This is a genomic window from Mesorhizobium sp. ISC11, assembly GCF_037162595.1.
Taxonomy (GTDB): domain Bacteria; phylum Pseudomonadota; class Alphaproteobacteria; order Rhizobiales; family Rhizobiaceae; genus Mesorhizobium; species Mesorhizobium ciceri.
Map to the genome: position 1 here is coordinate 3,174,289 of NZ_JAVSPW010000001.1, position 26,253 is coordinate 3,200,541.

At 64.0% G+C, this 26,253-nt stretch carries 21 protein-coding genes and 1 pseudogene; 18 read left to right on the forward strand and 4 right to left on the reverse strand.

The genetic code is table 11. The annotated features are described in order from the left end of the window. Nucleotides 1-174: 174 nt before the first annotated feature. From RPF88_RS15750 to RPF88_RS15785, 8 genes and pseudogenes are all read left to right on the forward strand, one after another. A complete protein-coding gene (locus RPF88_RS15750; protein WP_244514272.1) occupies nt 175-837 on the forward strand; it encodes a GNAT family N-acetyltransferase in 663 nt (220 codons plus the stop codon). Beyond that, nucleotides 834-3,560 (forward strand): LuxR C-terminal-related transcriptional regulator, encoded by a 2,727-nt coding sequence (locus RPF88_RS15755; RefSeq protein WP_063167562.1) that lies wholly within the window; start codon nt 834-836, stop codon nt 3,558-3,560. The genes RPF88_RS15750 and RPF88_RS15755 overlap by 4 nt, the downstream gene beginning before the upstream one ends. An 83-nt stretch (nt 3,561-3,643) precedes the next feature. Then, entirely contained in the window at nt 3,644-4,765 is a 1,122-nt protein-coding gene (locus tag RPF88_RS15760) for a class II histone deacetylase (protein WP_013532992.1), read from the forward strand. A gap of 58 nt (nt 4,766-4,823) precedes the next feature. Then, nucleotides 4,824-5,626 (forward strand): annotated as a pseudogene (locus tag RPF88_RS15765) (ABC transporter permease subunit). Continuing rightward, nucleotides 5,623-6,609 (forward strand): branched-chain amino acid ABC transporter permease, encoded by a 987-nt coding sequence (locus RPF88_RS15770; RefSeq protein ID WP_024502520.1) that lies wholly within the window; start codon nt 5,623-5,625, stop codon nt 6,607-6,609. The pseudogene RPF88_RS15765 and the gene RPF88_RS15770 overlap by 4 nt, the downstream one beginning before the upstream one ends. Next, a complete protein-coding gene (locus RPF88_RS15775; RefSeq protein ID WP_013532995.1) occupies nt 6,606-7,310 on the forward strand; it encodes an ATP-binding cassette domain-containing protein in 705 nt (234 codons plus the stop codon). Before RPF88_RS15770 ends, RPF88_RS15775 begins: the two co-directional genes overlap by 4 nt. A gap of 2 nt (nt 7,311-7,312) precedes the next feature. After that, nucleotides 7,313-8,014 (forward strand): ABC transporter ATP-binding protein, encoded by a 702-nt coding sequence (locus RPF88_RS15780; protein ID WP_063167561.1) that lies wholly within the window; start codon nt 7,313-7,315, stop codon nt 8,012-8,014. Nucleotides 8,015-8,117: 103 nt separating this feature from the next. Then, nucleotides 8,118-9,266, forward strand: a complete 1,149-nt coding sequence (locus tag RPF88_RS15785; RefSeq protein ID WP_244514270.1) for a substrate-binding protein — start codon at nt 8,118-8,120, stop codon at nt 9,264-9,266. 48 nt (nt 9,267-9,314) lie between these two features. Here RPF88_RS15785 and RPF88_RS15790 read toward each other — a convergent pair whose 3' ends face one another. Together RPF88_RS15790 and RPF88_RS15795 are read right to left on the reverse strand one after the other, a co-directional pair. Beyond that, a complete protein-coding gene (locus tag RPF88_RS15790; protein ID WP_337122671.1) occupies nt 9,315-10,961 on the reverse strand; it encodes an acetolactate synthase large subunit in 1,647 nt (548 codons plus the stop codon). 84 nt (nt 10,962-11,045) lie between these two features. Continuing rightward, nucleotides 11,046-12,383: an aromatic ring-hydroxylating oxygenase subunit alpha gene (locus RPF88_RS15795; protein WP_337122672.1), complete on the reverse strand. Its 1,338-nt coding sequence runs from the start codon at nt 12,381-12,383 to the stop codon at nt 11,046-11,048. A gap of 128 nt (nt 12,384-12,511) precedes the next feature. Between RPF88_RS15795 and RPF88_RS15800 the strand changes: the two genes are divergently transcribed. Next, complete coding sequence (locus RPF88_RS15800) at nt 12,512-13,429, forward strand: LysR family transcriptional regulator (protein WP_063167557.1); 918 nt, start codon at nt 12,512-12,514, stop codon at nt 13,427-13,429. Nucleotides 13,430-13,432: 3 nt separating this feature from the next. Here the strand turns inward: RPF88_RS15800 and RPF88_RS15805 are convergent, their stop codons facing one another. Further along, nucleotides 13,433-14,704, reverse strand: a complete 1,272-nt coding sequence (locus RPF88_RS15805; RefSeq protein ID WP_063167556.1) for an NAD(P)/FAD-dependent oxidoreductase — start codon at nt 14,702-14,704, stop codon at nt 13,433-13,435. Nucleotides 14,705-14,899: 195 nt separating this feature from the next. Between RPF88_RS15805 and RPF88_RS15810 the strand changes: the two genes are divergently transcribed. From RPF88_RS15810 to RPF88_RS15840, 7 genes are all read left to right on the forward strand, one after another. Further along, complete coding sequence (locus RPF88_RS15810; protein WP_082826414.1) at nt 14,900-15,892, forward strand: dipeptidase; 993 nt, start codon at nt 14,900-14,902, stop codon at nt 15,890-15,892. Nucleotides 15,893-16,204: 312 nt separating this feature from the next. Then, entirely contained in the window at nt 16,205-17,764 is a 1,560-nt protein-coding gene (locus tag RPF88_RS15815) for an ABC transporter substrate-binding protein (protein WP_063167555.1), read from the forward strand. A 52-nt stretch (nt 17,765-17,816) separates the two neighbouring features. Beyond that, a complete protein-coding gene (locus RPF88_RS15820; protein ID WP_063167554.1) occupies nt 17,817-18,764 on the forward strand; it encodes an ABC transporter permease in 948 nt (315 codons plus the stop codon). 22 nt (nt 18,765-18,786) lie between these two features. Then, nucleotides 18,787-19,632, forward strand: a complete 846-nt coding sequence (locus RPF88_RS15825) for an ABC transporter permease (RefSeq protein ID WP_082826413.1) — start codon at nt 18,787-18,789, stop codon at nt 19,630-19,632. Next, nucleotides 19,629-20,612, forward strand: coding sequence for an ABC transporter ATP-binding protein (locus RPF88_RS15830; RefSeq protein ID WP_063167553.1), 984 nt, complete (start codon nt 19,629-19,631; stop codon nt 20,610-20,612). Before RPF88_RS15825 ends, RPF88_RS15830 begins: the two co-directional genes overlap by 4 nt. Then, entirely contained in the window at nt 20,609-21,583 is a 975-nt protein-coding gene (locus tag RPF88_RS15835; protein ID WP_013533007.1) for an ABC transporter ATP-binding protein, read from the forward strand. The genes RPF88_RS15830 and RPF88_RS15835 overlap by 4 nt, the downstream gene beginning before the upstream one ends. A 48-nt stretch (nt 21,584-21,631) precedes the next feature. After that, nucleotides 21,632-23,659, forward strand: a complete 2,028-nt coding sequence (locus RPF88_RS15840; RefSeq protein ID WP_063167552.1) for a CocE/NonD family hydrolase — start codon at nt 21,632-21,634, stop codon at nt 23,657-23,659. Between the two features lie 17 nt (nt 23,660-23,676). On the opposite strand, the gene RPF88_RS15845 is transcribed toward RPF88_RS15840, so the two are convergent. Next, the gene (locus tag RPF88_RS15845) at nt 23,677-24,579 is read right to left on the reverse strand and encodes a LysR family transcriptional regulator (protein WP_063167551.1); all 903 of its coding nucleotides are present in this window, start codon (nt 24,577-24,579) and stop codon (nt 23,677-23,679) included. Nucleotides 24,580-24,680: 101 nt separating this feature from the next. Between RPF88_RS15845 and RPF88_RS15850 the strand changes: the two genes are divergently transcribed. Continuing rightward, a complete protein-coding gene (locus RPF88_RS15850) occupies nt 24,681-25,670 on the forward strand; it encodes a zinc-dependent alcohol dehydrogenase family protein (protein ID WP_337122673.1) in 990 nt (329 codons plus the stop codon). Between the two features lie 231 nt (nt 25,671-25,901). Further along, on the forward strand, nt 25,902-26,204 hold the full coding sequence (locus tag RPF88_RS15855) for a TFIIB-type zinc ribbon-containing protein (RefSeq protein ID WP_024502504.1): 303 nt from the start codon (nt 25,902-25,904) through the stop codon (nt 26,202-26,204). Nucleotides 26,205-26,253: the final 49 nt, after the last annotated feature.

Sequence of the window (26,253 nt, forward strand, 5' to 3'; positions counted from 1 at the left end):
CATATCTCATATGCCATTCCTGTGAAATGCAAGAGGCATGCGCGCCAAACTTTCAGTCCAGGACTTGCCGTTCGATGCTGCCATGGTCTTGGGGGAGTTGGCATCGGATGCAGCAAGCCGATACTGCTATCTCTGGAAGACATGACGAGGAATGCGTTGATCACAGAAGACACGATGCCCGCCGAAATCACCGATCTCGCCATTGGCTACCATCGCCTGCCGGCTGGCAAGCTTGCCAATGCGGTGACCTGGATGGAAGCGCGTACGCCGCAGCCGGATCTCGCGCGCCCTTTGGGCATGACACGGATCACGACGCCCGACTGCGTTTCCTACCGGGCGATCTTTCTCAAGATCGGCGCACCCTGGCTGTGGGACCGCGTTTCCGAAATGTCCGATGCCGAAATCACCGAGCATTTCGCCGACCCGCGCCAGCATCTCTACTACGGCCATGATGAAACCGGCGCGCATCTCGGCATGGTCGAGTTCTTCGCCGCCGACAATAACGAGATCGAGATCACCTATTTCGGCCTGTTCCCGTCCCTGACCGGCCGCGGTTTCGGCAAACGGCTGATGGCCGGGGCACTGGAGCTCGCATGGCGTCTCAACCCGAGCCGCATCTGGCTGCATACAAGCAGCTTCGATCATCACAGCGTCATCGGATTCTACAGCGCCTGCGGGTTCGTGCCCTTCGCTACCGGATTTGAGATCGTCGACGATCCCCGTATCAAGGGAACCTTGCCGCGCGATGCCGCACCGCAAATTCCGCTGATCGAAGCGGAGTGGAGCGGCTGCGGCGACTCTCCCCCAGAGAGCTACAGGCTGTGCGGACCTAGATGAGAACAGCTCCGCAATCCGTCAGCCAAGCGTCGCCGCACCATCGCCGATGGGTGCGCCGCGAGACCATTCTGTCGACGCTGGCGCGTCATATCGACACGCGCATCGTGCTGTTCGCCGCGCCCGCCGGCTTCGGCAAATCGACGACGATGGCGCAATGGGCTGCGGAAATCGCACGCCACGGCAGGCTGACGGCATGGCTGTCCTGCGAGGCGACGGACAATGATGAGGGCGCCTTCCTATCGCATCTGGTGGGCGCGCTGCGCCATCTGGTCCAGAGCCCGGCGGAACTCGACCTTGCCTTCCAGTCGAGCCCCATCCCGCAGCTCGATGTCGTGCTCGCGGCACTTGTGGCGGGTCTGGCGGCGCGCGAGGCCGACATCACCCTGTTCTTCGACGATTACCACGCCGTCGAGGCGCCGGCGGTGAAGCGGTTCATGGAGCGCCTGACCCGGCAGGCGCCGGAAAATGTTGCTTTCGTCATCGGCTCACGCAGCCTGCCCGACCTGCAGCTCGGCAAGCTCCGGGTGCTTGGCGACGTTTTCGAAATCGGCCCCGACGATCTGCGTTTCGCCTCATCCGAGGCCGAAGCTTTCTTCAACGACAAGCTGGGCCTGAGCGTCAGCAGCGGCACGGTGGAGACCTTGTGCTCGCGCACCGAAGGATGGGCCGCCGGCCTGCAACTGGCCTCTTTGTCACTGAGTGCCGCGCATGCACCGGAAACCGTCATCGGCAATTTTACCGGCGCCAACCGAAACGTCGCCGACTTCCTGATGGGCGAAGTGTTCCTGGAACTGCCGCCGGCGATCGCAAAATTCCTGCTCTACAGCTCGATCTTCGAACGCTTCAGCGCCGAGCCCTGCCGGGCGGTGATGCGCGCGGCCGACGCCGAAGCGGCGATCACCGAGATCGAGACGCGCAACCTGTTCCTGGTGCCGCTCGACGAAGAGCGGCGCTGGTTCCGCTACCATCATCTGTTCCGCGATTTCCTTAGCCGCGAAATGGAACGGCGCGAACCGGAGATGATCGCGCCGCTGCATCTGGCGGCTGCCGAATGGTTCGGCGAGCGCAAGATGCTGACAGAGGCGATCGGGCACGCGCTGGCCGCCGGCGACCAGGCCCGCGCGGCGGTGTTCGTGGAGAACAATGCGCTCGACCTCATCGCCCAGTGCCAGCTTCTCTACGTGCGCCAGCTGCTGGCACTGCTGCCGAGGAAGCTGATCGACCAGCGCATTCGGCTGCAGCTGGTCGTGCTGTGGTTGGCGGTGCACAGCAGCCAGCCGGAGATTGCCCAACAGACGCTGAGCAATGCGCGCAAGCTGGTCGAAGCCGGACCGACCGACAGCAACGACCCGGGCACGATGACCGGCACAACGATCGAGGCCGAGCTCGTGGTTCTCGCCGCCGCCGTTCACAGCACGCTGGAGCAGTTCGATCAGGCGCGCGCCACAGCCCTTGCGGCCCTGCGCGTCATCGCGCCCGATGCCTGGTTCATGGAGGGCGCGACCGCCAATGTCATTGGCTACAACCTCTATGCGCTGGGTGACCTCGACGGCGCACGCGCCGCCATCGATGCGGCACGCCGGGCGCATGAGCGAAGCGGCAGCCTGCTCGGCGTCACCATTGCCAATTGCTACATGGCCGTGATCGAGCGTTCGGCGGGCCGCTTGCCCGCCGCCGAGCGGCTGCTGCGCAACGCGATCATCGAGGCTCGGGCGCGGATCGGTGCAAACTCCTATGCCGAGGCCCTGGCCGGCACGCTGCTTGCGGAACTTGCCTATGAGACCAATGCGTCGGGCGAAGCGCTGACCCTGGTCGAGAATCTCGGACCGCAGATCGAGGGCGCGGCGGTCATCGTCTATCCCCTGGCCAGCGTGCCGACCTATGCCCGCGTGCTGCAGCTGACCGGTCGCACCGAAGCGGCACTGGATATGCTTGAGCGCGTCTATCAACGCGTACATGGCACGGTGTATCGCCGCCTGGCATCGATGATCGTGCATGACCGCATACGTGTGCTGCTCGACCAGAACCGTATTGCCGAGGCGCGTGCGCTGCTGGCCGAGCATCGGGGCGAAGGGACCGAGGCTTCGGTGGTCATCACTACCGCCAACGAGTTCGAGTTCTTTGCCGAGGGCCGCCTGCTGACGGCCGAGAAATCCTATGCCGCTGCCGCGGGGGTTTTCGACGCGCTGCTCGAGCGCACGAAAGACAGCGGGCGCATGCGCCGCCATATATTGGCGCTGATCCTGCGCGCCAAGGCGGCCAGCGCCTTCCACGACCAACGCGAGGCCGACCGCAATCTCCTCAATGCGTTGCGTCTCGCCCAACCCTCCGGCTTCATCCGCTCTTTCGTCGACGAGGGAAGGCCTGTTGTCGAAGGGTTGATGCGGCTGCGCGCGGCCCAGGCGAAGACCGATCCCGCACTGTCAGCCTATGCGTCGCGCATCATCGATGCCGCGCAGGCGATGCCTGTCGCGACGCGCAAGCTGGCCGCACCAGCCGCCGAGAAGGAACAGCTCACCCAGCGCGAGGCCGAACTGCTGCGCTATCTCACCGAGGGCATGTCCAACCGCGATATCGCCTTGGCGTTGTCGGTGAGCGAGACCACGGTGAAATGGCATCTGAAGAACATTTTCGGCAAGCTCGCGGTGACCAACCGGGTGCAGGCGGTGCGCGCCGCGCAAGGATCTGCAGGCGCCCATACCCCTCCGAAAGGAGGGGCATAGATAAGAGGCGCGACCCCACTTTCGGGTCGGGCCATCTGATCGTTAGCCTGCTAGCGTCACCTGGTTTTCAGAGGACGCTGCGCATGGCGACAGGCTACGTTTTTCACGAACAGCTGATGTGGCATGACACCGGCTCCAGCGCCGACATGATGCCGCCCGGCCGTTTCGTGGAACCCGGCCGGCATCTGGAATCCCCTGGCTCCAAGCGCCGGCTGAACAACCTCATCCAGGTCAGCGGCCTGTCGCGGCATCTGGTGCCGATCATCCCCGAGCCGGTCTCGGTCGACGACCTGTTGCGCGTGCACACGCAACGCCATGTCGACGATATTCGCATGCTCAGCGAACGCGGCTCCGGTTTCGCCGGGCCGCAGGCGCCGATCGGCCTCAACAGTTTTGACATCGCGCTGCTGTCGGCCGGGACCACCTATGCCGCGATGCGCGCCGTGCTGACCGGCCGCGTCGACAATGCCTATGCGCTGGCGCGGCCGCCGGGACACCATGCCGAGCCCGACCAGGCGATGGGCAACTGCCTGTTCTCCAACATTGGCGTCGCTGTCCGCCGGCTGCAGCATGAAGGCTTGCTCGGGCGCGCGGCGATAGTCGACTGGGATGTGCATCACGGCAACGGCACCGAGACGGTGTTCTATTCCGACCCGTCGGTTCTGACCATTTCCGTGCACCAGGACAATCTCTATCCGACCGGGCGCGGTGCGCTGGCCGACAACGGGAAAGATGCCGGCGAGGGCTTCAACATCAACATCCCGCTGCCGGCCGGCAGCGGCACCGGTGCTTATGAAGCGACTTTCGACCGCGTTGTCGCACCGGCACTGCGCGCCTACAGACCGGACCTCGTCATCGTCGCCTCCGGCTTCGATGCGTCCGGCTTCGATCCACTCGGCCGCATGATGCTCAACAGCGAATGCTTCAGGCGTCTCGCCGCGCGCATGGTTGCGCTGGCCGCCGAGACCTCGCAAGGGCGCCTGATGATGACCCATGAAGGCGGCTACTCCGAGGGCTATGTGCCGTTCTGCGGCCATGCCGTCATCGAGACGCTAGCCAATCACCGTACCGAAGTGGTCGACCCTTTGTCGGACCATATCGACGAATGGGCCGGGCAAGACCTGCAGCTTCATCAGGCCGCGGTGATCGATGCCGCCGAAGGCCTGCTCGCCGGCCTGCGCCAACGTCTCGCCAGTGCGGCTTGACGCGATGGATTTCGTCATCACCACGCTGCTCAATGCGCTGACGCTGATCAGTATCCTGATGCTGGTCGGGCTCGGGCTGGCGATCAGCTTCGGCCTGATGAACGTGACCAATTTGGCACATGGCGAGTTCGTCACCGTCGGCGCCTTCGCGGTCTATTTCGTCCAGAGCATGGGTGGCTCGTTCTGGCTAGGGCTGGCGGCTGCCCCCATCGCGGCGCGGTGATCGGCTGCATCCTCGAATTCGCCATCATCCGCCATCTCTATTCCAGGCCGGTCTCAACTGTGCTTGCCACCTGGGGCGTCAGCCTGATCCTGCAGCAAGGGCTGGAACTGATCTTCGGTCTCGGCGCCAAGCCGGTGACGCCGCCTATCGAGGGCACGCTCGACCTCTTCTTCACCGTCTACCCGGCCTATCGGCTGATCCTGATCGGCATCGCCATGCTGACCTTGCTCGGCGTCATCCTGCTGATCAGCCGCACGTCCTTCGGTCTCGACATCCGCACCGTCATCCAGAACCGCGAAATGGCCGAGGGCGTCGGCATCAACACGCGGCGCACCTACGCCATCGCCTTCACCTTCGGCGCGGCCATCGCCGGGCTCGCCGGCGGACTGGTCGCGCCGCTGGCGATCGTGCTGCCGCAGATGGGGGTGAACTATCTCGCCAACGCCTTCTTCGTCGTCATTGTCGGCGGCGTCGGCTCGATCGGCGGCCTCGTCGCCGGCAGCGTCTTCGTCGGCGGGCTGACCAGCATCCTCAATTATCAGATCTCGCCGTCGCTGGCGCAGGCGGTCGTGCTGCTGGCGGCCATCGTCGCTGTCCGGCTTCGGCCCAACGGCCTGTTCAACGGAGCGTCGCGATGATCGCCCGCGACCGCAACTGGCTGCTGATCTTCGCCGCCTGCGTGGCGCTCGCGATCATCTATCCGTTCTTTGTCGGCGGGTATCAGCTGACCGTGATCCGCGACGCGCTGATCTTCGGCCTGTTCGCCGCGAGCCTCGACTTCTTCTGGGGCCGCACTGGAATCCTGTGTTTCGGCCACGCTGCGTTTTTCGGCATCGGCGGCTACATCATGGCGCTGATCACGCTCAACGATGCGATCTCCTTCGCCAGCCTGCTTGGCATCATCGGTGCGGTGGCCGGTGCGGCCTTGGTCTCCGCCATCATCGGCTACTTCCTGTTTTTCGGCGGCATCCGTGGCAGCTATTTCACCATCGTCACGCTGGCCATGGGCGTCATCTGCCAGCAGGCGGCGGTCTCCTGGAGCTCGGTCACCGGCGGCGACAGCGGGCTGATCGGCATTCCGCCGATTGCCTTCGATGTCGGCGGGCTGCACGTCGATCTCAGCCAGGACCTGCCCAGCTACATCTTCGTCTCGGCCATCGTCGCGGTGACCGTGCTGGCGCTGTGGTCGATCAGCCGTGGCCGCTGGGGTACGGTGCTGACCGCCATACAGGACAATGAAGTCCGGGCAGCAGCGCTCGGCCACAATGCGCCGTTGCGGCTGCTCGTCACCTTCGTCCTGTCGGCGGCGATCGCCGGCCTTGCCGGCGCGCTCTATGTCTGCATGGCGGGGTTGGTGGCACCGGATCTGTCCGGACTGCTTCTGTCGACGGAAGTCATCGTCTGGGTGGCGGTCGGCGGGCGCGGCACGCTGCTGGGGCCGGTGCTCGGCGCCATCTTCATCCAGCGTGCGCAGCAGACGATCAGCAGTTTCAACCCGAGCCTGTGGCCGCTATTGCTCGGCTGTGTCTTCGTCATCATCGTCTTCGTCCTGCCGGACGGCATCCTGTCGATCTACGCGCGACTGAAAGCCCTGTTCAAAGGCGGGAGGCGCGCACAATGAGCGACATCCTGCTCCAGGCCGAAAATGTCGGCATCCGCTTTGGCGGGCTGCAGGCGCTGGAGGCCCTGAACCTCACTGTACGCGACAAGGAACTCTGCTGCATCATCGGCCCGAACGGCGCCGGCAAAAGCACCTTCCTCAATGTGTTGACCGGTACGCTGCGCCCGACCAGCGGCAGCGTGCGCTTCCTCGGCCACGACATAGCCGGCCTGCCGCTGCATCGCATCGCCCGGCTCGGCATCGCGCGCAAGTTCCAGATCCCGTCCGTCTTCCCGAGCCTCTCGGTGGAAGACAATGTGAAGGTCGCCCGCTGGGGGGCGCCCTCGCCTGTGCGCCCGGTTGGCGAATTGCTGGAATTGGTCGCGCTGAGCAATCGCGCCGCCACACCGGCCGGCGAACTCGCGCATGGCCAGAAGCAATGGCTGGAGATCGGCATGGCGCTGGCAATCGAGCCGCGGTTGCTTTTGCTCGACGAACCCACCGCCGGCATGACGCCGCAGGAGACGCTGGCGACGGCCGATATGCTGCTACGCCTAAAGGGCGAGTTCTCGATCGTCGCCGTCGAACACGATATCCGCTTCGTACGGGCGCTGAACTGCGAGACGCTGGTGCTGCATCAGGGACGCCGCCTGCGCAGCGGTCCTTTCCATGACATCGAGACCGACGAAATGGTCCGCGATGTCTATCTGGGGAGGCGCTGATCATGCTGCGGACAATGGCGGTGTCAGCCGGCTACGGCCCGCTCCCGGTGCTGAACGGCATCGACCTCAGTGTCGCGCCAGGCGAAGTCGTCGGCCTGCTCGGCCGTAACGGCGCCGGCAAGACGACGCTGCTGCGCGTCATCGCCGGCGGCTTGCGAGCGAGCGGTGGCGCGGTGGTTCTCGGTGACAAGGACCTCACGAACGCGCCGGCCTTCCGCCGCGCGCGGGCAGGCATTGCGCATGTGCCGCAGGGGCGCGGGATCTTCAACCAGCTGACGGTGCGGCAAAACCTGGAGGTCGGCACCCGCGCTGCCAAGGACCGTGGCGACGGCGGCATTTCGGCCGACATCTTCGGCTATTTTCCGATCCTGCGCGAGCGCGAAGCGCAGGTCGCCGGCACGCTTTCGGGCGGCCAGCAGCAGATGCTGGCGATCGGCCGCGCGCTCTGCGGCCTGCCGTCGGTGCTGCTGCTCGATGAGCCTTCGGAAGGCATACAGCCGAACATCGTGCAGTCGATCGCCGAGCTGGTGCCGCGCATCGCGCGCAAACGCAGCATCGCGATCGTGCTGGTCGAGCAGAATCTCGATCTCGTTCTCAAGGCATCGGACCGCTGCCTGGTGATGGAGAAGGGCAGGATCGTCCATGAAGGCGCGCCGGAGGCGTTCGCCGACGAGACCCTGCTGAAGGATCTGTTGGCCCTATAAGGCGCGCCTGAAGCGCGCCTGGGAGCTTGTTGACTTGTAAGGCGTGCATGGGGCGCGCCTGGGACTGGAAGGGAACACAACAATGATAAGCAGAAGAACTGTCTTGAAATCCGGCGGCGCCGCGGCCGCTTTCGCCATGGTCGGTGCGCCGTCGGTCCTGCGCGCCGCCGACACCGTCAAGGTCGGCCTGTCGATCCCGATCACCGGGCTGCAGGCGATCCTCGGCGAGACGCTGCTCAATTGCTACAAGCTCGCCGCCGCCGAACTGAACGCCGCCAATGGCATTGGCGGGCGCCAGGTCGAGTTGTTCATCGAGGACAACCAGACCACGACCAAGGGTTCCATCGACAAGGCGCGCAAGCTCATCAACGAAGACAAGGTCGACGTGGTCATGGGCACGATCATTTCGCCGGAGCGAAGTGCTACGCTGTCGGTGACCTCGAAGGCCAAGAAGCTGTTCTTCTACCCAACCAATTTCGAGGGCGGCGAATGCAACCGCTACTTCGTCGCCACCGGCCCGATCCCGATGCAGCAGGTCGACCCGATGATGCCGTGGGTGGCCGAGACCCTCGGCAAGACCATCTACGTCATGGCCTCCGACTATGCCTGGCCGCAGAAGATGACCGAGGCGATCACGGCGGCTTACGAAAAGGCCGGCGGCAAGATCATCGGCGCCGACTACTATCCGTTCGGCACCACGGATTTCGGCCCGGCCTTCCAGAAGATCAAGTCGCTGAAGCCCGATGTCGTCTGGTCGATGGTGGTCGGCAACGACGCCGTCACCCAGCTCAAGCAGTATCGCAGCTTCGATATCAAGCAGCCGCTGATCGCACCGCTCGACGAGGTCTTCAACAAGGACGCGCTGCCGCCCGGCGTCGCGGCCGGCACCTACGCACCGCAGCCTTACTGGATGGCGCTCGACAATCCGGTCAACAAGAAGTTCATCGCGAGCTTCCGCGAGAAGTTCGGCAAGGAGAAGATGGTCAACGGCATCGGCGAAGCCGGCTACAACGGCCTGCATCTCTACGCCCTGGCCGCCGAGAAGGCCGGATCGCTGAAGGACGATGATGTGCTCAAGGCGCTGCCGACGATCGAGTTCGACGCGCCGCAAGGCAAGATCCGGGTCGATGCCAGCAACAACCACACGCTCTGCCATTCCTATGTCGGCAAGGCGGCCGCAGACGGCATCAGCTATGAGATCGCCAAGGATTTCGGGACGATCGCGCCGGCCACCCCTTACTGCAAACTGTAGGCGCTTCGGCAACAGCTCCAGGTAATCCTGACGGCGGCTTTGCCGCCGTCAGCTCGCTTGCGGCGCAGGCAGCCGCTCGCGCAATTCGTCGACAAGCACCCTGGTGTTTTCGGAATAGTCGATGGGCACGACGACGAGGTGCACGCCGCCGCCGGTGAAGGCCCGTTCCAGCGCCTGCCGCAAATCGGCGATCTCGCCAACTCTTGTCCCCTTGGCTCCGTAGGCCTCGGCATATCTGACGAAGTCGGGATTGCCGAAGGTCATGCCGAAATCCGGAAATTCGTCGACCGCCTGCTTCCAGCGGATCATGCCATAGGCATGGTCTTCGAGCAGCAGGACGACGAGATTGAGCTTGAGCCTGACGGCGGTCTCCAGTTCCTGGCTGTTCATCATGAAGCCGCCATCGCCACAGATGGCCATGACACGGCGCTGCGGATAGAGCAGTGCCGCCATCATCGCCGACGGCAAGCCCGCGCCCATCGTGGCCAGCGCATTGTCGAGCAGGATCGTGTTTGCCATGCGGGTGCGGTAGTTGCGCGCGAACCAGATCTTGTACATGCCGTTGTCGAGGGCAAGAATCCCATCCGCCGGCATCACGGCGCGCACGTCATGCACGATGCGCTGCGGCGTGAAGCGATCTTCGGTGGCGCGCGCGGCGATGCGGCTCAGAATGCCTTCCCGCAGCGGCAGCAAGGCCTGTGCATTGGGGACCTTGCCCTCGATGCGGTCGGCCAGCAGCGCCAGCGAAGGACCGAGGTCGCCGACGATTTCGGCTTGCGGGAAATAGACCTGCTCGACATCGGCTGAATGGTAGCCGACATGAATGACCTTCGGCCCCTTCGCCCCCATGATGAAGGGCGGCTTCTCTACCGTGTCGTGACCGACGGTGATGATCAGATCGGCCTGTTCGATGGCCTCGTGCACATAGTCGCGCTCCGAAAGGGCTGCCGTTCCCATATAGAGCTCCGTGCCGCCAGGCACGGTGCCCTTGCCCATCTGCGTGGTGAAATAGGGAATTTGCGTCCGCAGCACGAACTGGGCGACATCGGGAGTCACGCGCGGTCGCGACGCCGCCGCACCAAACATCAGCAGCGGACGCCTGGCTTCCATGATCATACGGGCGGCGCGATCAAGCGCGCCCGGGCTGGCCAGCGGCAGTTCGACCGGATGCGTTGGCACGAGTGCTACCGGTTCACACTCGGCCGCCGCAATGTCTTCCGGCAATTCAAGATGTACGGGGCCGGGACGCTCTTCCTGGGCGACACGGAAAGCTTCGCGAACCAACGAGGGGATCATCTTCGGCGAAACGATCTGACGCGACAGCTTGGTCAGCGGCTTCATCGCCGCGACGATGTCGACGATCTGGAAGCGCGCCTGCCGGGATGACAGGATGCCTTTCTGGCCGGTGATCATGATCATCGGCATCGCGCCGAGCAGCGCATAGGCCGAACCGGTCGAAAGGTTGAGCGCGCCCGGGCCAAGCGTGGTGATGCACACACCCGGCTTGCCGGTAAGCCTGCCATAGGTGGCGGCCATGAAAGCGGCTGCCTGCTCGTGGCGGGTCAGGATCAGCTGGATCGAGGAGCGGCGGATGGATTCGACGATATCGAGATTTTCTTCGCCCGGAATGCCGAAAATCCGCTCGACCCCTTCGTTCTCGAGGGCCGCGACGAACAGATCCGAACCTTTGGTCATGACCACCTCTCCCGCAACATTCCGTCGGCCACCTTCATATGGCATCGGAACGCGACGCCTCAAAGAGGCATCTTCGGCTGCGGGTCAGAGGCGCGTGTTGCAACTCGCCGCTTTCGGCGAGGCGAAAAGTTCCTTCGGCGCAGACCATTGGCTGATCGGTGCGCCGCGCGTGCCGGTGATCAGCGAACGCAGTTCTGACAGATAGGTCTGCACGAAGAACGAGGTCTGGCTTTCCAGCGGCGTATAGGGACCCGGCCGGTAGGCGCGCGACATGATGCCGTCGGCATTGTCCTCGGTGATCTTCTTGTCCTGCACCGTGGTGACGTCCCACATCCAGCTGATCGCATCGGCGTCGATGTCGCCATCGGCGTCCTTGTCGACGAGCCAGGTCAGAATGACGTCGGTTTCCGTGGCGCTGCGCGGTATCATCTGGAACAGCGTGACATAATCATTGGCAGCACTTGCAAACGACAGGCGTCCGAGGCGGAAGCCGCTTTCGCCACCATCATAGGCGTGACGGCCGCCCATCAGGCATGAGACCCCCTCACCTGTATTGGACAGCGTGTTGCGGCCGGATCCGATCGGCTTGCGGTGCATGGCAAACGGCATCGTGTCGAGGTCGCCAGCCTGCCACGCGCCCTTGTGGAACTCGGCATCGCCGATGACGCTGTGCCAGGCCTCGATTTCATTCTGCCACTCGACCGCCTTGTCGGCGTCGCGGGTCGCGGTCACTTTGACATGGCCGTTGACGCGGTAATATTCGGGGTGGGCCGGCCGGCAGTGATAGCATTCGAGGAAGTTCTCGAGCACCAGCTTCCAGTTCGCCTTGGTGAGATAGTTCTTGCGCGCGACGATGCGTGCACGGTCAAGGCCGTTTTCGCGCAAGCCGCCGGTCAGCCCGTCCGCGACAGGCTGGATGTCGGGCAGCGAATTGGCATCAAGGCCGCAGAACACGAGGCCGCCGAAACTCTTGCAGGGTACGCGGTGCAGTCCCAGCGCTTCCGGATCGACGCTTTCCGGTAGATCCTGCCGTGACTGCAACTCGCCGGTCAGCCTGAACGACCAGGCATGGTAGGGGCAGACCAGAAGCTTGCCGCGACCATCCTTGGCGCAGAGCCGCGAGCCGCGATGGGTGCAGACATTGTAGTAGGCCGCGATGTCCTCCTCGCCGTCGTCGAAGCGCACGACGATGATCTCCTCGTCGAAAAGCTGGCGCACGATGTAGCGGCCTTTTTCTGGGACCTCGCTGGCATGGGCGACAAGCATCCATTGACGCGGAAACCACAAGTCCCGTTCCAGCGCGAAGATGGCAGGGGCCGCGTAGAAGGCCTGTTCCAGCGACCAGTCCGGACGTTGCCGGTCGATCAGCCTGACGGTCTCGCTTCTGTCGATAGGCTGGCTGTTCGATGTGTAGGCCTGCACGGCAAACACCTTTCTGCTCGCTGGCGTTCGAATGACGTTTCGATAGAGTGTGCGATGCGGAAAGGCTTGCAGCAAATACAGAAATGATAGACATTCATATCGAAAAGGCATGAAAGCAGGTTTGGATCGTGAAAACCCTCAAGACATCGCTTCCCCTGCTGAACGCCATGGTCGTCTTCGAGGCTGCCGCCAGGCATGGCGGGCTGACGCTGGCCGCACAGGAGCTCAACATCGCACAATCGGCGGTCAGCAGGCATGTCGCCAATCTCGAGCGCCAGCTGTCGGTCGAGCTGTTCACGCGCAGAGGCAACCGCGTCGCCGTCACCGGGGCCGGCAACACGCTGGCCGAAGCGATCCGCGAGGGTCTCGGCACCATCAGGCAAGCGGTCGAGGATTTGACCGCGCACGACAGCGATACATTCGTGGTCGGCTGCAGCCACGACTTCGCGCAGGCATGGCTGATGCCGCGCTTCGGCCTCATCACATCGCAGGTTGCCGATGGCCGGGTGCTGCTGCAGACATCCACCGACTACAGGGATTTCGACCAGCCTGAAGTGGCATTGTCGATCCGTTTCGGCGAAGCCGGGCAATGGCCCGACTTCGTGACCGAAAAACTGCTCGAGGGTGAGTGGTTCCCGGTTTGCGCGCCGGCGTTCCTGGCGCGTTATCCGGCGCTCGCCTCGGAAGAGCCTGAGGCTTTCCTGGCAGTGCCGCTGCTGCATCAGGTGACGCCGCCGGGCGCGATCGACAGTTGGCAATCGTGGGTCGGAACCGACCGGAAACTCGACGGACCTCGGTTCACCGGCTACATGTCGATGATACACGAAACCATCGCCGGGCGCGGCGCGGCGCTCGCCTGGGCGGGATTTGCCGACGAGCATCTGCGCCGCGGCCAGCTCGTCCGGCTGACCAAGACCTCGCGGCGCCACGCCGGCTCCTTCCACATCGTCATGAGGAAGAACGCCGGCCCGGTTGTCAGGGCGGTGGCGCAGGCGCTGCTCGGCAGCGTCGGCGACAGCTTGCAGGCAAGCGCCGGGGGCAGCTGACGATCAGGCCTCGCGACCAAACCGCGACGCCTCGTGACGCGCGCCCCAGGCCGGCATGGCGGCCTCGATCTCGGCTTCCGACTTGAAGGCGTTGGAGGCGTAGCGATCGACACGGAACCGCTCGACGGAAACGAACGGGGTCTGCCCGAGAACCAGTTCGCAAGAGAGCCGGCCAAGACCCGGTCCATGGGTGACGCCGCTCTCATTGTCGCCACCGACGACCACGATATTGTCGCTGCCGGGGACTTTGCCGACGATAAGGTTGTTGTCGGGCGTGTAGCACGGCACGCCTTGCGCCCAGCTCGCGATCGTCGAACCGCGCAGCGGCGGGAACACCGTCTGCAACTCGGCAAGCTCCTGCTCGGAGGTTTCCTGCATCAGCCCGATATTGTGCGGCTGGCCGGGTTCGATTTCGCTGTCGTTCGTCTTGTTGAGAGGTTTGTAGTGCCGGCCGGTTCCCCACATTATGGCGCCGAATGTCTCGCGCAGCCACAGCCGCAATTCGCGGCACTGGACGGTGGGAATGGTCGATGGCAGCCCACGGTCGTCGGTGACGATGCGCGTTGCAACGACGCGCAGCAGCGGCAACTGCCAGCCAAGGCCTGACAGGACCTGGTTGTTCCAGGCGCCGGCGGCAACAATCACGCCATCAGCCTCAAGACCGCCCTGGTCGGTCTCGATCGTCACCCGGTCGCCGGCATCATGGACGGCAGTCACGCGTGTGTTGCTGCGGAAGACGCCGCCGAGCTCGCTGATCTGGCCGGTCAGCACCCCCATCGCCAGCTTGGTGTCGAGCTGGATGCCGTGCGGATTGTAGGCCGCCGAATGGACCCGGGCCGGATCGATGAGGCCCTGCATCTTCTGCCCGATCTGCACGGCGTCCAGGTCCTGCATTTCCGGCGGCGCATAGGGAGAATCCAGCACCGGGCGGACGAAGCGTTCGCGCCCGTCCTCGGTCAGCGCCATGATCAAGGTGCCGTTCGGCCGATAACCAATCTCGGCGCCGACCTCGTGCAGCCTGCGATAGAAATCGAGGCCATATTGCTGCAGCTGAAAGCCCTCTTCACCGAGCGGGATCATGCCGGCGGACCAATGGGAGACGAAGCCAGCACCGGCGCTTGTGGTTGCGGCACCCGGCTGGCCGGCATCGATGACCGTCACCCGGCGCACGCCGGACCGCAGCAGATGGAAAGCCGCGCTGCAGCCGATGATGCCGCCGCCAATCACCGCGATATGCCTGCTATCGCTGCCGCCATGGCTTCCGTTTGAACTCATCTTTGTTCTCCCTTTTGCCGATGTTCCGGTCGGAGCGACATACAGCGACGGCGACCATACAGGCTCGTCCCGGACTGTCTAGACACATGTGTCTGTGGCCTGATACTTGATGCGCACTGCATCTGGATCACACGTCCGGAACGCCGCTTGATCCGGCTTTCCGTTGTGTTGTGTCGCCGAGAGAGCGAGGAAAAAGTGAGCGTTTCGACAGCCGCCCAGGCCATTTTCGACAGTGAAATCATATGGGACGCGCATTCCGGCTTCATGCCGGACCCGGCGGCGGACCTGAACAATCTGCAGATCTGGCGCGACGCCGGCATCGACTATCTGTCGATCGATGTCGGCTTCGACCTGTTGCCCTGGGAGCAGACCGTGCGGACGCTCGCAAATTTCCGCCACTGGATCCTTGCCAATCCCGAGCACTACACGCTGGTCTCCTCCGTCGCGGAAATCCGCAAGGCCAAGCTTGAAGGCAAACTGGCGATCACCTTCGACATCGAGGGCATGAACGCGCTCGACGGCCGCGTCGAGATGGTCGAGTTCTATCACCATCTGGGCGTCCGCCAGATCCTGTTTGCGTACAACAGGAACAATCTGGCCGGCGGCGGTTGCCACGATGTCGAGACCAGCCTGACGGCGTTCGGCCGCGAGGTCATCGACGAGATGAACCGTCTCGGCATGTTCGTCGACGTCACCCACACCGGCTATCGCACCTCGATGGAGGTGATGGAATACTCCAACCGGCCAGTCATCTTCTCGCACTCCAACGCCAAGGCCTTGTGCGGCCATGGCCGCAATATCACCGACGAGCAGATCAAGGCCTGCGCGCGCACCGGCGGCATCGTCGCGATCGTCGGGCTCAATCGTTTCCTGGGAGAGGGACGCACGGACTCGGACAGGCTGGCTGACCACATCGAATATCTCGTCGACCTGGCTGGCCCAAATCATGTCGGCATCGGACTGGACTACGCCTTTCCGGTTGATGTCAAAGGCATCGACCGCATCATTTCCGACAATCCGCAATTCTGGCCCAAGAGCGAATATCCGGAGGGGGCGACGACCTACGCGGCTCCAGGTCAGATGCGCGAACTGACCGAGGTTCTTCTGCGCCGCGGCCAGTCCGAGCAGACCGTGCGCGATGTCCTGGGCGGCAATTTCATGCGCCTGGCGGCTGAAATCTGGAAGTGAGCGGCGGCCGAGAGGCCTATCTCCGCTACAGCTCTTGATCCAGGCCCCACCGAATGGCGGGCCAGGCCATATCGTCTGCGCGATCACATTCCGCCCGTGACTTGCCCAAGTCGACGCGCCGGCGGCGGTCGGAACAGATGTCGAGATTTTCCGCAAGATCGTCCGTATCCAAGATTCGGACGTGCCGGCAAAATTTTCGCTAGACATAGATGTCTATTATTAGCAGTTTTAGCGGACCGACACATTCGGCCCGGCTTGGAGAATGGCCTGCGGCCTGAAAACAAGACAACGAAAACAGCTGAGGGGTAGAGCATGTCCATTCTAGCCGACACCAGGGTTTCGCGCCGCAGCCTGCTCGCCGCAGCCGGCGCTTTCGGCCTCGCCTCAATGGTCAATCCAAAAGTTTCCTGGTCGAGCGACGGGCCGATCCTCAAGGTGCGCTCCTACGCCGACATCCAGACGCTCGACCCTTGCTTCCGGCTGGCGGCGCCTGAAGGCGACATCACCAGCGTCATCTTCGCCGGCCTCGTCGTCACCACGCCTGGCGACAGCTGGGGCTGGCGGCCGATGGCGGCGGAAACGATCAAGCAGCTCGATCCGCTGACCGTCGCCTTCCAGCTGCGCGACAATATCGGCTTCACCGATGGCTACGGCCAGATGACGGCCGAAGACGTCAAGTTTTCGATCGAACGCATCGCCGACCCAGCCAACAAGAGCCCCTATTCCGGCGACTGGGCAACGCTCAAGGAAGTCGAGGTCAAGGACAAGCTGTCGGGGCTGATCCACCTGAAACAAGCCTTCGCGCCGCTGTGGACGTCGACTTTGCCGACGCCGTCCGGCACCATCCTGTCAAAGCGCGCCATCACCGAGCTCGGTGGCAAGATGGGCGTCAAGCCAGTGGCTCAGTCAGGCCCCTACATCCTGAAGGAATGGCTGCCCAAGCAGCGCACGGTGCTGGTCCGCAATCCCGACTGGAAGTACGAGCAAGGTGCCTTCGCGGAAATCCACATTCATCCGATCGAGGACGAGAAGACCGCCGAACTCGGCTATGAGGCCGGCGACCTCGACTACACCTGGACCGCGGTCTCCTCGATCTCGCGCCTGAAGCAGACGCCGCCGCCGAAGACGACAGTGGTGGAGAAGCCTTCGCTGGCCTTTGTCTGGCTCGGCATGAACCAGGATGTCGCTCCCTTCAACAATCTCAACATGCGCCGCGCGGTTCAGTACGCCGTGGACCGCAAGGCGGTGGTCGATGCTGCCTATTTCGGCGCCGCCGCAACCGCCACCGGCATCATCGCGCCCGGCCTGCCCGGCCATCGCGAGAAGAACCTTTTCGATTTCGACCCAGACCGCGCCCGCGACATGATCGCCAAGGAGGGGCTGGCCGGCACGACGATCACGCTCGACATCCTCAACAAGACCGAGCGGCTGACCGCGGCGCAGGTCGTGCAGTCGAACCTGCAGGATGTCGGCCTCAATGTGGAGATCAAGCAGAACGACAGCGGCACCTTCTGGACGCTTGGCGCCAAGGAAGGCGACTACTGGAAGAAGCTGCAGATGATCATCAGCCGCTTCTCCATGCAGCCGGATCCGAGCTGGGCGACTGCCTGGTTCACCCGCGACCAGATCGGCGTCTGGAACTGGGAGCGGTTTTCCAGCGAGGAATTCGACAAGCTCAATGCCGAAGGCATGGTCGAGCTCGACCCGGCGAAACGCGATGTCATCTACAAGAAGCTGCAGGACCTGATGGAGGAGAACGGCAACTACGTTTTCCTGACGCATGAGGTCACCGGCATCATGAATCGAGACACGCTTGTGGCCGGCCTGAAGCCGAACGGCGAGCCCGTGTTCACCGGCTTCAAACCGGCATGATATCGGAGGGCGGGGCTCGCCCCCACCAAAGACCGTCCGACAGGTACCGAAAATGATCCGCTACGCCCTCAAGCGTCTGTGGCTTGGCGCCATCATCATCAGCGTCGCTATGATGATGATGTTCGCCATGGTCTACCTCATTCCCGGCGACCCGGCCTCCGTCGCGCTGGGGCCACGCGCGACGCCGGAGATGATGGAGGCGCTGCGCGTACGCATGGGCCTCGACCAGCCGGTGTGGCGGCAGTTCCTGCACTTCTACGGATCGGTCCTGCGCGGTGACCTGGGCACCGAGGTTCTGTCGAACCGGCCGGTGCTGGACGTGGTGATCGAGCAGCTTCCGTTCACGCTGGCGCTGGTGGTCGGCGGCATCACCTGGTCGGTGGCGCTTGGCATCCCGCTTGGCTGTATCGCCGCGGTGCGCCGAGGCGGCTTTGTCGATCAGGTGATCGGGGTTCTTTCGGTGGCGATGATCGCGGTGCCGTCCTTCGTCGTCGCCATCTATTCGCTGCTGGTGTTCGCGGTCGCACTGCAATGGCTGCCGGCGATCGGCGCCGGCGAACCGGGCGACCTCGCCAGCCGGCTCCAGCACCTCATCCTGCCGTCGCTGGCGGTCGGGCTTGGCTGGATCGGCTACATCTCGCGCATGGTGCGCGCCTCGATGCTGGAGACGCTGGAGGCCAGCCATATCCGCACGGCGCGCGCCTTCGGCCTGACAGAGCACCGGATCGTCTACACCTACGCGCTGCGCATTGCCGTGCTGCCCACGATCACCCTGCTCGGCGTCGGCATCGGCCACATGCTGTCGTCTTCCGTTTTCGCCGAAATCGTCTTCGCCCGCCCCGGCATCGGCAAGCTGGTCTATGAGGCGATCTCGGTGCGCAACTACCCCATCGTCTCCGGAGCCGTGCTGGTCACCACGGTCTTCTTCGTCCTCGTCAACGTAGCGGCCGACATTCTGGTCGGTATCTTGGATCCCCGTGTCAGATCAAGTTTCAACTGAGCTGTCTTCCGGCGGCAGCCGGTTGTCCGGATTGTGGCGCACCGTGCGCGGCATCATGCGCGAGCCGCTCGGCGCCGTCGGCCTGACGCTGGTGACGCTGGTGGTGCTGTCGGCGGTGTTTGCCAGCGCGCTGACCAGCTATGCGCCGAGCAAGATATCGCCGGCCGAACGCTTCGCTTCGCCGAGCCTGCTGCATCTGCTCGGCACCGACCACCTCGGCCGTGATCTTCTGACCCGGGTGCTCTATGGCGGGCGCGTCGCGCTCTTGATCGCGCTGGGCGCGACAGCGGTGTCGCTGGTCGTCGGCGTGGTGCTCGGGCTGATCGCCGGCTATGGGCCGCGCTGGCTCGACAATGTGCTGCTGCTGATCTTCGACGCCGTGAAGAGCTTTCCCACCGTCATGCTGGCGCTGACGCTGGTCACCCTGTTCGGCCCCTCGCTCTATGCGGTGGTGCTGGTGGTGATGCTGGTCAATGTGCCGGGCTATGCCCGCATCATCAGGACGCAGACGCTGGTGCTGAAGTCGGCCGAACATGTCATGGCGGCGCGCTCGATGGGCGCCAGTGCCGGCCGTATCCTGCGCGTCCATATCCTGCCCAACATCATCGGCCCGATCCTGATCCTGATATCGATGGACATTCCCGTGGTGGTGGCGATCGAGGCCGGCATGAGCTTCCTCGGGCTCGGCGTGCGGCCGCCAACGCCGAGCTGGGGCGCGATCCTCAATGACGGCTTTGCCAACATCCGCGATTCCTACTGGATCGTGATTGCCGGCGGCCTGCCCATCGTGCTGACCACACTCGGCTTCACCTTCTTCGGCGAGACGCTGCGCGACCTCTTCGATCCCCGGCTGAAGGGGCGGTCATGACGGTTCTCGCGATCAAGGATCTGAGCGTCGCCTTCCACACCGAGAGTGGGCGACTGGAGGCGCTGAAGCAGGTGAGTTTTTCCGTGCCGGCCAACCGCAGCGTTGGCGTGGTCGGCGAATCCGGCTGCGGGAAGTCGACGCTCATCAACGCCATTCTCGGCCTGCTCGCCGACAATGGCGAGATATTATCGGGCGACATCATCTTCGAGGGCGACAAGAACCTTGCCCGGCTCGACCCCACCGCGATGCGCGGCCTGCGCGGGCAAAGGATCGCCACCGTTTTCCAGGACCCGATGGGTGCGCTCAACCCGGTGCTGTCGGTGGGGCGGCAGATGCGCGACATCCAGTATCGCTCGGGTCTGTCGAAGCGGGACAAGGATGCGCGCTCGGTCGCCATGCTGCGCAAGGTTCGCATTCCCGATCCGGAAAGCCGGCTGACGCAGTTTCCGCACGAATTCTCCGGCGGCATGAAGCAGCGCATCGCCATCGCCATGGCGCTGATGATGGAGCCAGCGCTGCTGATCGCCGACGAGCCGACCACGGCGCTCGATGCGACGCTGGAGGTGGCCACCATCGAACTGCTCAAGGATCTGCAGCGCGACATCGGCTGCTCGGTGCTGTTCATCTCGCATCATCTGGGCGTGATCGCCGAACTCTGCGACGAGATGATCGTGATGTATGCCGGCGAGGTGGTGGAAAGCGGCACGACCCGCGAGATCTTCCACGACGCCCGCCATCCCTACACGCAGAAGCTGCTGGCCTGCGATCCCGCCCGGCTGTCGCAGCGTGTGCCCCGGCTGCCGACGATTGCCGGGACCTTGCCGGACCTGCGCCGCCGACCAAGCGGCTGCGTCTTCCAGCCGCGCTGCGATCGCGCCGACGCCCAATGCCTGACGACGCCTCCCAACGCCCCTGTCGGCGGATCTCATATCGCCCATTGCTGGCACGCGGACGTTCCACTGGGGGCCATGAGCGCATGAACGAAGACCTGCTCCGTGTCAGCGACCTGCGCGTCTCGTTTCGGGTTGGCGGCCTGTCCGCCAGGCTCGCGGGGCGGGCCACCGAAATCGAAGCGGTCTCCGGCGTCAGCTTCACGCTTCAACGAGGCAGCACCTTCGCGCTGGTCGGCGAATCCGGCTCGGGCAAGACGACGCTGGCGCGCACCCTCAACGGTCTTCAGCCGGTGAAAGCAGGCACGATCGTGTTCGAAGGACAGGAACTGCAAGGCCTGTCCAACGCCGCGATGAAACCGGTGCGGCGGCGCATGCCGATGATGTTCCAGGATCCGGTCGGATCGCTGTCGCCGCGGCTCAGCGTGCGCTCGCTGCTGTCGGAGCCTTTCGTCATCCACGGTTTGTCGGATCGCGATCTCAACGCTGAAGTCACACGGCTTCTTGCGCTGGTCGGTCTGCCGCGCGATTTCGCCGACCGCTACCCGCACCAGCTATCCGGCGGCCAGGCGCGCCGCGTCGGCGTTGCGCGGGCGATCGCGCTGGACCCGGTGCTGGTCGTCGCCGACGAGCCGACCGCCGGCCTCGACGTCTCCGTGCAGGGAGAGGTGCTGAACCTGCTCAACGACCTGCGCGACCGCATGGGCCTGTCGATGCTGATCATCACCCACAATCTGCATGTCGTGCGCCAGATCGCCGACCGCATGGCGGTGATGTATCTCGGACGCTTCGTCGAGCAGGGCGAAACCGAAGCGATCTTCCGTGCCCCGCATCATCCCTATACGGCGGCCCTTCTGTCCGCCAACCCCGAGCCCGATCCAGATCGGGTGCACCAGCGCATCACGCTGCCGGCTGACGTTCCGTCCTTGCTGGCGCGCCCCTCAGGCTGCGAGTTTCACACACGCTGCCCGCAGGCCGAGGGCCGTTGCGCGCTGGATGTCCCCGTCCCGGCCTCGGTCGGCGACAGCCGTCTAACCTGCCATTTCCCGCTGAACACATAAGGATCGCCACCGGCGCAAGTGTCGGCCGGGGCGTTGAGAGGAGCCGCCATGCAAGATATCCGCATCGTCACCGATTTCCCGCGCAAAATCCGCGAGATCGAGAATTTGTGGATTCCGATGCCGGATGGCGTCAAGCTGGCGGCGCGTGTCTGGCTGCCGGAAGACGCGGAGAGCGATCCCGTGCCGGCGATCCTCGAATATTTGCCCTATCGCAAGCGTGACGGAACGGTGGAGCGCGATGCGCTGACGCATCCCTATTTCGCCGGTCACGGCTATGCCGGCGTGCGGGTCGATATGCGCGGCTCGGGCGACAGCGAAGGGCTGTGCAAGGGTGAGTATCTGAAGCAGGAGCAGGATGACTGCCTGGTGGTCATCGAATGGCTGGCGAGGCAATCCTGGTGCTCGGGAAGCGTCGGCATGATCGGCATCAGCTGGGGCGGCTTCAACGGGCTGCAGGTCGCGGCCCGCCGGCCGCCGGCGCTGAAAGCCGTCGTTTCGCTGTGCTCGACCGACGACCGCTATAACGACGACGTGCATTATCTCGGCGGCGCGATGATGTGCGACAATCTGATGTGGGGAACCACCGCCTGGGCCATCGCCATGACCCCGCCCGACCCGCTCATTGTCGGCGACCGCTGGCGCGATCTTTGGAAACAACGGCTGAATGGCAATGGCATCTGGATGCAGGACTGGTTTGAACACCAGCGCCGCGACGATTTCTACAAGCACGGTTCGATCTGCGAGGAATATTCCGATGTCGAAATCCCGGTCTACGCCGTCGGCGGCTGGGCCGACGGTTATCCCAATCCGATCTTCCGGATGCTGGAAAAGCTAAGCGGTCCCCGTAAAGGGCTGATTGGACCCTGGGGCCATAAATATCCGCACTTCGCCATGCCGGGACCGCGCATCGGCTTCCTGCAGGAGTGCCTGCGCTGGTGGGATCAATATCTCAAGGGCATAAACACCGGCATTGCCGACGAGCCGATGCTGCGCGCCTGGATTCAAGATCCCGCACGGCCGGCAGCGATCTATGACGAGCGACCCGGCCGCTGGGTCGCGGAGCCGGCATGGCCGGGGCCGGGAATCGGCGAAAAGGTGCTGAACCTTGCGCCGCATGTGCTGAGCGAGGCCAGGGGCGAAGACACGATCCTGGAGATTTCATCGCCGCAGACGGCCGGCCTGTCGTCCGGCGCCTGGTGCGGTTATGGCGTCATGCCTACCTTGCCGGTCGACCAACGCACGGAAGAAGGCAATGCCCTGATCTTCGAGACGGCGCCGTTGACCGAAGCGGTCGAGATCCTCGGTTTTCCCGAATTCGAGGTCAAGCTCTCCTCCGACAAGCCGGTTGCGCTTCTGTCCGCCACGCTGTCGCAAGTGTTCCCGGAAGGTGCTGCCTCGCGCATCAGCTACGGCATCCTCAATCTGAGCCATCGCAACGATGATCTGGACATCGTACCCATGGTGCCGGGCCGGGCGGAGACCGTCCGCATCAAGCTGCGCTGCTGCGGGCAGCGTTTCGAGGCTGGCGAGCGTATCCGGCTGGCACTGGCGACATCGCATTGGCCGATCGTCTTTCCGACCGCCGAGCAGGCGACGCTGTCGATCCATTGCGGGGACAGCCGGCTGATCCTGCCGGTGCGCGCGCCGCAGAAGCTGGACGACACGCTGGGGGCCTTCCTGGCTCCGGAAAGCGCCGCGCCGATGGAGCAGGAGGTTCTGGCCAAGGGCGACGGTTTTCAGCGCTCGGTTTCGACAGACCAGGTCACCAGCGAGACGGTCTACCAAGTCGTCAATGATGGCGGCACGGTGCGGCATCCGCATACGGGAATCGTCCTTTCAGCGAAGCATGTCGACCGGTTCTCCATTCACCCCGACGACCCGACCTCGGCGGTCGGCACCTGCACCTGGGAAAAATCCTATGGCCGCGGCGACTGGCAGGCGCGCCTTTCAGTGACGGCGACGGTGCGCGCGCTGCGCGACGTCTGGCGGATCGAGACCCACATCACTGCCCATGACGGAGACGAGCGGATCGTCGACCGCAGCGAGGTCAAGGAGTATCGGCGCGATCTCAACTGAGCGGCGGCGATTGGCAATCAGGCCATCGATTTCGGCAAGGCGACGGCCAGCGCATCGACGGCCAGCCGCACCTTCAGCGGCAGATGCGGTGTCTGCAGCCAAAGCGCGTGGCAGTCGTAGAGATATCGCGGCTGGTCCGGCAACAGCGCCATCAGCGCGCCGGCCTGAATGCGGTCGCGTACCAGCCACCAGGGCAGCCAGGCCAGCCCCATGCCGTCGGCGGCCGCGTCAGCGATGGCATCGAGATCGTCGAGCCGCAGCCGTCCGGTTGGCGTGATCTCGAGCGTGGGTTGCCCCTCGCGCACAAACAACCACGGGTGAACGACCTGGCCGAGCCGGCGGTAGACAATCGCCTGATGGTCGGCGAGATCCTCGATCCGCTGCGGCTCGCCATGAATTCTGAGATAAGAGGGTGCCGCGCAGACGACCATGCCCTGACGCGCGACGCGACGCGCAATCACCCCCACCTTGTCGTCAAGAGTGCCGGTGCGGATTGCGAGATCGTAGCCGTCCTCGGCAAGATCCGCCAAGCGGTCGGTGAGCGACAGGTCGAGTTCCAGCATCGGATATTGATGGGCCAGCTTCAGCAACACGGGGGTCACGCAATGGCGCCCGAAATGCGCCGGCATGGTGACCCGCAGTTTTCCACGTGGCTCCGAAAACTGTTCGGCGGCGAGCGCATCGGCGGCTTCGGCCTCGGCGAGCACCACCCGACAGCGTTCATAGTAAGCGCGGCCGAAGTCGGTCAGGCTCTGCCGTCGCGTGGTCCGGTTGAGCAGCCGCACGCCCAGCCGCTCCTCAAGAAACCGGACATGCTTGCCGACCATCGGTCCGGAGAGATCAAGCGCGACCGCCGCGGCCGCGAACGAGCCGAGATCGACCGCCTTGACGAACACGGCCATGCTCTCAAGCCGATCCATATTCAGAACTCCTGGTTTCTACTGTTCTTCTCTTACAGCCATTTATCCCTGGCAAGACCGGCTGCATAGCTCATTCGGTTCAGATGATTTGGAGTATCCGAATGACACGCGTAGTTCGCTTTCACCAGCATGGTGGCCCCGAGGTTCTGCGCATCGAGGATGTCGCGCTTTCCCCACCGGGTTCGGGCGAAGTTCAAATCCGGGTCAAGGCACTCGGCCTCAATCGCGCCGAAGCGCTGCTGCGCGCGGCTTCCTATATCGAGACGCCGACGCTCCCCTCGGGGCTTGGCCTCGAGGCAGCGGGCGTCATCGAGGCTATTGGTGTCGGCGTGAAGGATTTCGCGCCGGGCGACAGCGTCAGTGTCATCCCGCCGCAATCGATGATCCGCTGGCCGGCCTATGGCGAGTTTGCCACCTACCCCGCCGGACTTGTCGTCAAGCATCCGCCGTCGCTCGACTGGCAGACGGCAGCGGCCGTCTGGATGCAGTATCTCACCGCCTATGGCGCGCTGATCGATATCGCCGGGCTGCACAGCGGAGACCACGTGGTGATCACCGCAGCCTCGAGCAGCGTCGGGCTTGCGGCAATCCAGATCGCCAACAGGGTCGGTGCAACAGCGATTGCGGTGACGCGGACATCGGCGAAGAGGCAGGCCCTGCTCGATGCCGGCGCGGCTGAAGTCGTCACCTTGGCCGAGGAGGATTTGGCGGCACGGCTGAATGAGATCGCAGGGCCTGAAGGCGTGCGCGTCGTGTTCGATGCGATCGGCGGCCCGATCTTCGAGCCACTCACAGCGGCCATGTCGCGTGGCGGCATCCTCATCGAATATGGCGGTGTCAGCCGCGAGCCGACGCCATTCCCGCTGCCAGCGGTGCTGAGCAAGACGCTGACACTGCGCGGCTACCTCGTCCACGAGATCACCGGCAACCCTGTGAAACTCGAGGCCGCCAAGGCGTTTATCGTCGAAGGTCTGGAGCACGGAACGCTGAGGCCGATCATCGACAGGACCTTCGCGTTCGACCAAATCGTCGAGGCGCACCGCTACCTGGAGTCGAACGAGCAGTTCGGCAAGATCGTAGTGACGATCTGAGATCGTGGTGACGATTTGAATCGTGGTGACTGCCTGAGCAACGCTGGCGAACAAATCATTCTTGCAGGGCAATATCGACCTTGAAGCCGCGGCTTTGCATCCCTAACTGTTCGGTGCGGGCCGGGCCCCTCTGACTGTCGCTTTTGGCGATTGTGATGTCGGACCGCTTTAACGGGCCCGTTTCCATTCTTTCGGTCAAGCGGGCTCATTCCTTTCGGTTTGGAGCCCCGTATGACATCTACTTCCCTCCTCGGTATGGTTTGCCCCTCCTGCCGCGTCGCGCTCGTGATGAGCGAACGCCAGGGTATCGAAATCGACTACTGTCCGCAGTGCCGCGGCGTCTGGCTTGATCGAGGAGAACTCGACAAGATCATCGAGCGTTCCGGCAGGGAAGCGGCGCCCGCGCCGCAGCCACAGCCGGCAGCATTCTCCCAGCCACAACATGGCCAGAGCCGCGATGACGATTATTCCCGCTCGCACGGTCACCGCTATCCAAAGCGGAAGAAATCATTCTTCGAAGAGTTGTTCGACTGACCGCATGATGCCCGACATCCAGGCCGGCACTTGCTGAAACTTCCGAAAC

Bases quoted from the DNA above. Each gene is read 5' to 3' on its own strand.
- RPF88_RS15815 (WP_063167555.1), top strand. From the start codon at position 16,205: ATGTCCATTCTAGCCGACACCAGGGTTTCGCGCCGCAGCCTGCTCGCC.
- RPF88_RS15835 (WP_013533007.1), top strand. From the start codon at position 20,609: ATGAACGAAGACCTGCTCCGTGTCAGCGACCTGCGCGTCTCGTTTCGG.
- RPF88_RS15820 (WP_063167554.1), top strand. From the start codon at position 17,817: ATGATCCGCTACGCCCTCAAGCGTCTGTGGCTTGGCGCCATCATCATC.
- RPF88_RS15840 (WP_063167552.1), top strand. From the start codon at position 21,632: ATGCAAGATATCCGCATCGTCACCGATTTCCCGCGCAAAATCCGCGAG.
- RPF88_RS15830 (WP_063167553.1), top strand. From the start codon at position 19,629: ATGACGGTTCTCGCGATCAAGGATCTGAGCGTCGCCTTCCACACCGAG.
- RPF88_RS15755 (WP_063167562.1), top strand. From the start codon at position 834: ATGAGAACAGCTCCGCAATCCGTCAGCCAAGCGTCGCCGCACCATCGC.
- RPF88_RS15780 (WP_063167561.1), top strand. From the start codon at position 7,313: ATGCTGCGGACAATGGCGGTGTCAGCCGGCTACGGCCCGCTCCCGGTG.
- RPF88_RS15775 (WP_013532995.1), top strand. From the start codon at position 6,606: ATGAGCGACATCCTGCTCCAGGCCGAAAATGTCGGCATCCGCTTTGGC.
- RPF88_RS15855 (WP_024502504.1), top strand. From the start codon at position 25,902: ATGACATCTACTTCCCTCCTCGGTATGGTTTGCCCCTCCTGCCGCGTC.
- RPF88_RS15805 (WP_063167556.1), bottom strand. From the start codon at position 14,704: ATGAGTTCAAACGGAAGCCATGGCGGCAGCGATAGCAGGCATATCGCG.
- RPF88_RS15770 (WP_024502520.1), top strand. From the start codon at position 5,623: ATGATCGCCCGCGACCGCAACTGGCTGCTGATCTTCGCCGCCTGCGTG.
- RPF88_RS15750 (WP_244514272.1), top strand. From the start codon at position 175: ATGCCCGCCGAAATCACCGATCTCGCCATTGGCTACCATCGCCTGCCG.
- RPF88_RS15790 (WP_337122671.1), bottom strand. From the start codon at position 10,961: ATGACCAAAGGTTCGGATCTGTTCGTCGCGGCCCTCGAGAACGAAGGG.
- RPF88_RS15845 (WP_063167551.1), bottom strand. From the start codon at position 24,579: ATGGATCGGCTTGAGAGCATGGCCGTGTTCGTCAAGGCGGTCGATCTC.
- RPF88_RS15760 (WP_013532992.1), top strand. From the start codon at position 3,644: ATGGCGACAGGCTACGTTTTTCACGAACAGCTGATGTGGCATGACACC.
- RPF88_RS15850 (WP_337122673.1), top strand. From the start codon at position 24,681: ATGACACGCGTAGTTCGCTTTCACCAGCATGGTGGCCCCGAGGTTCTG.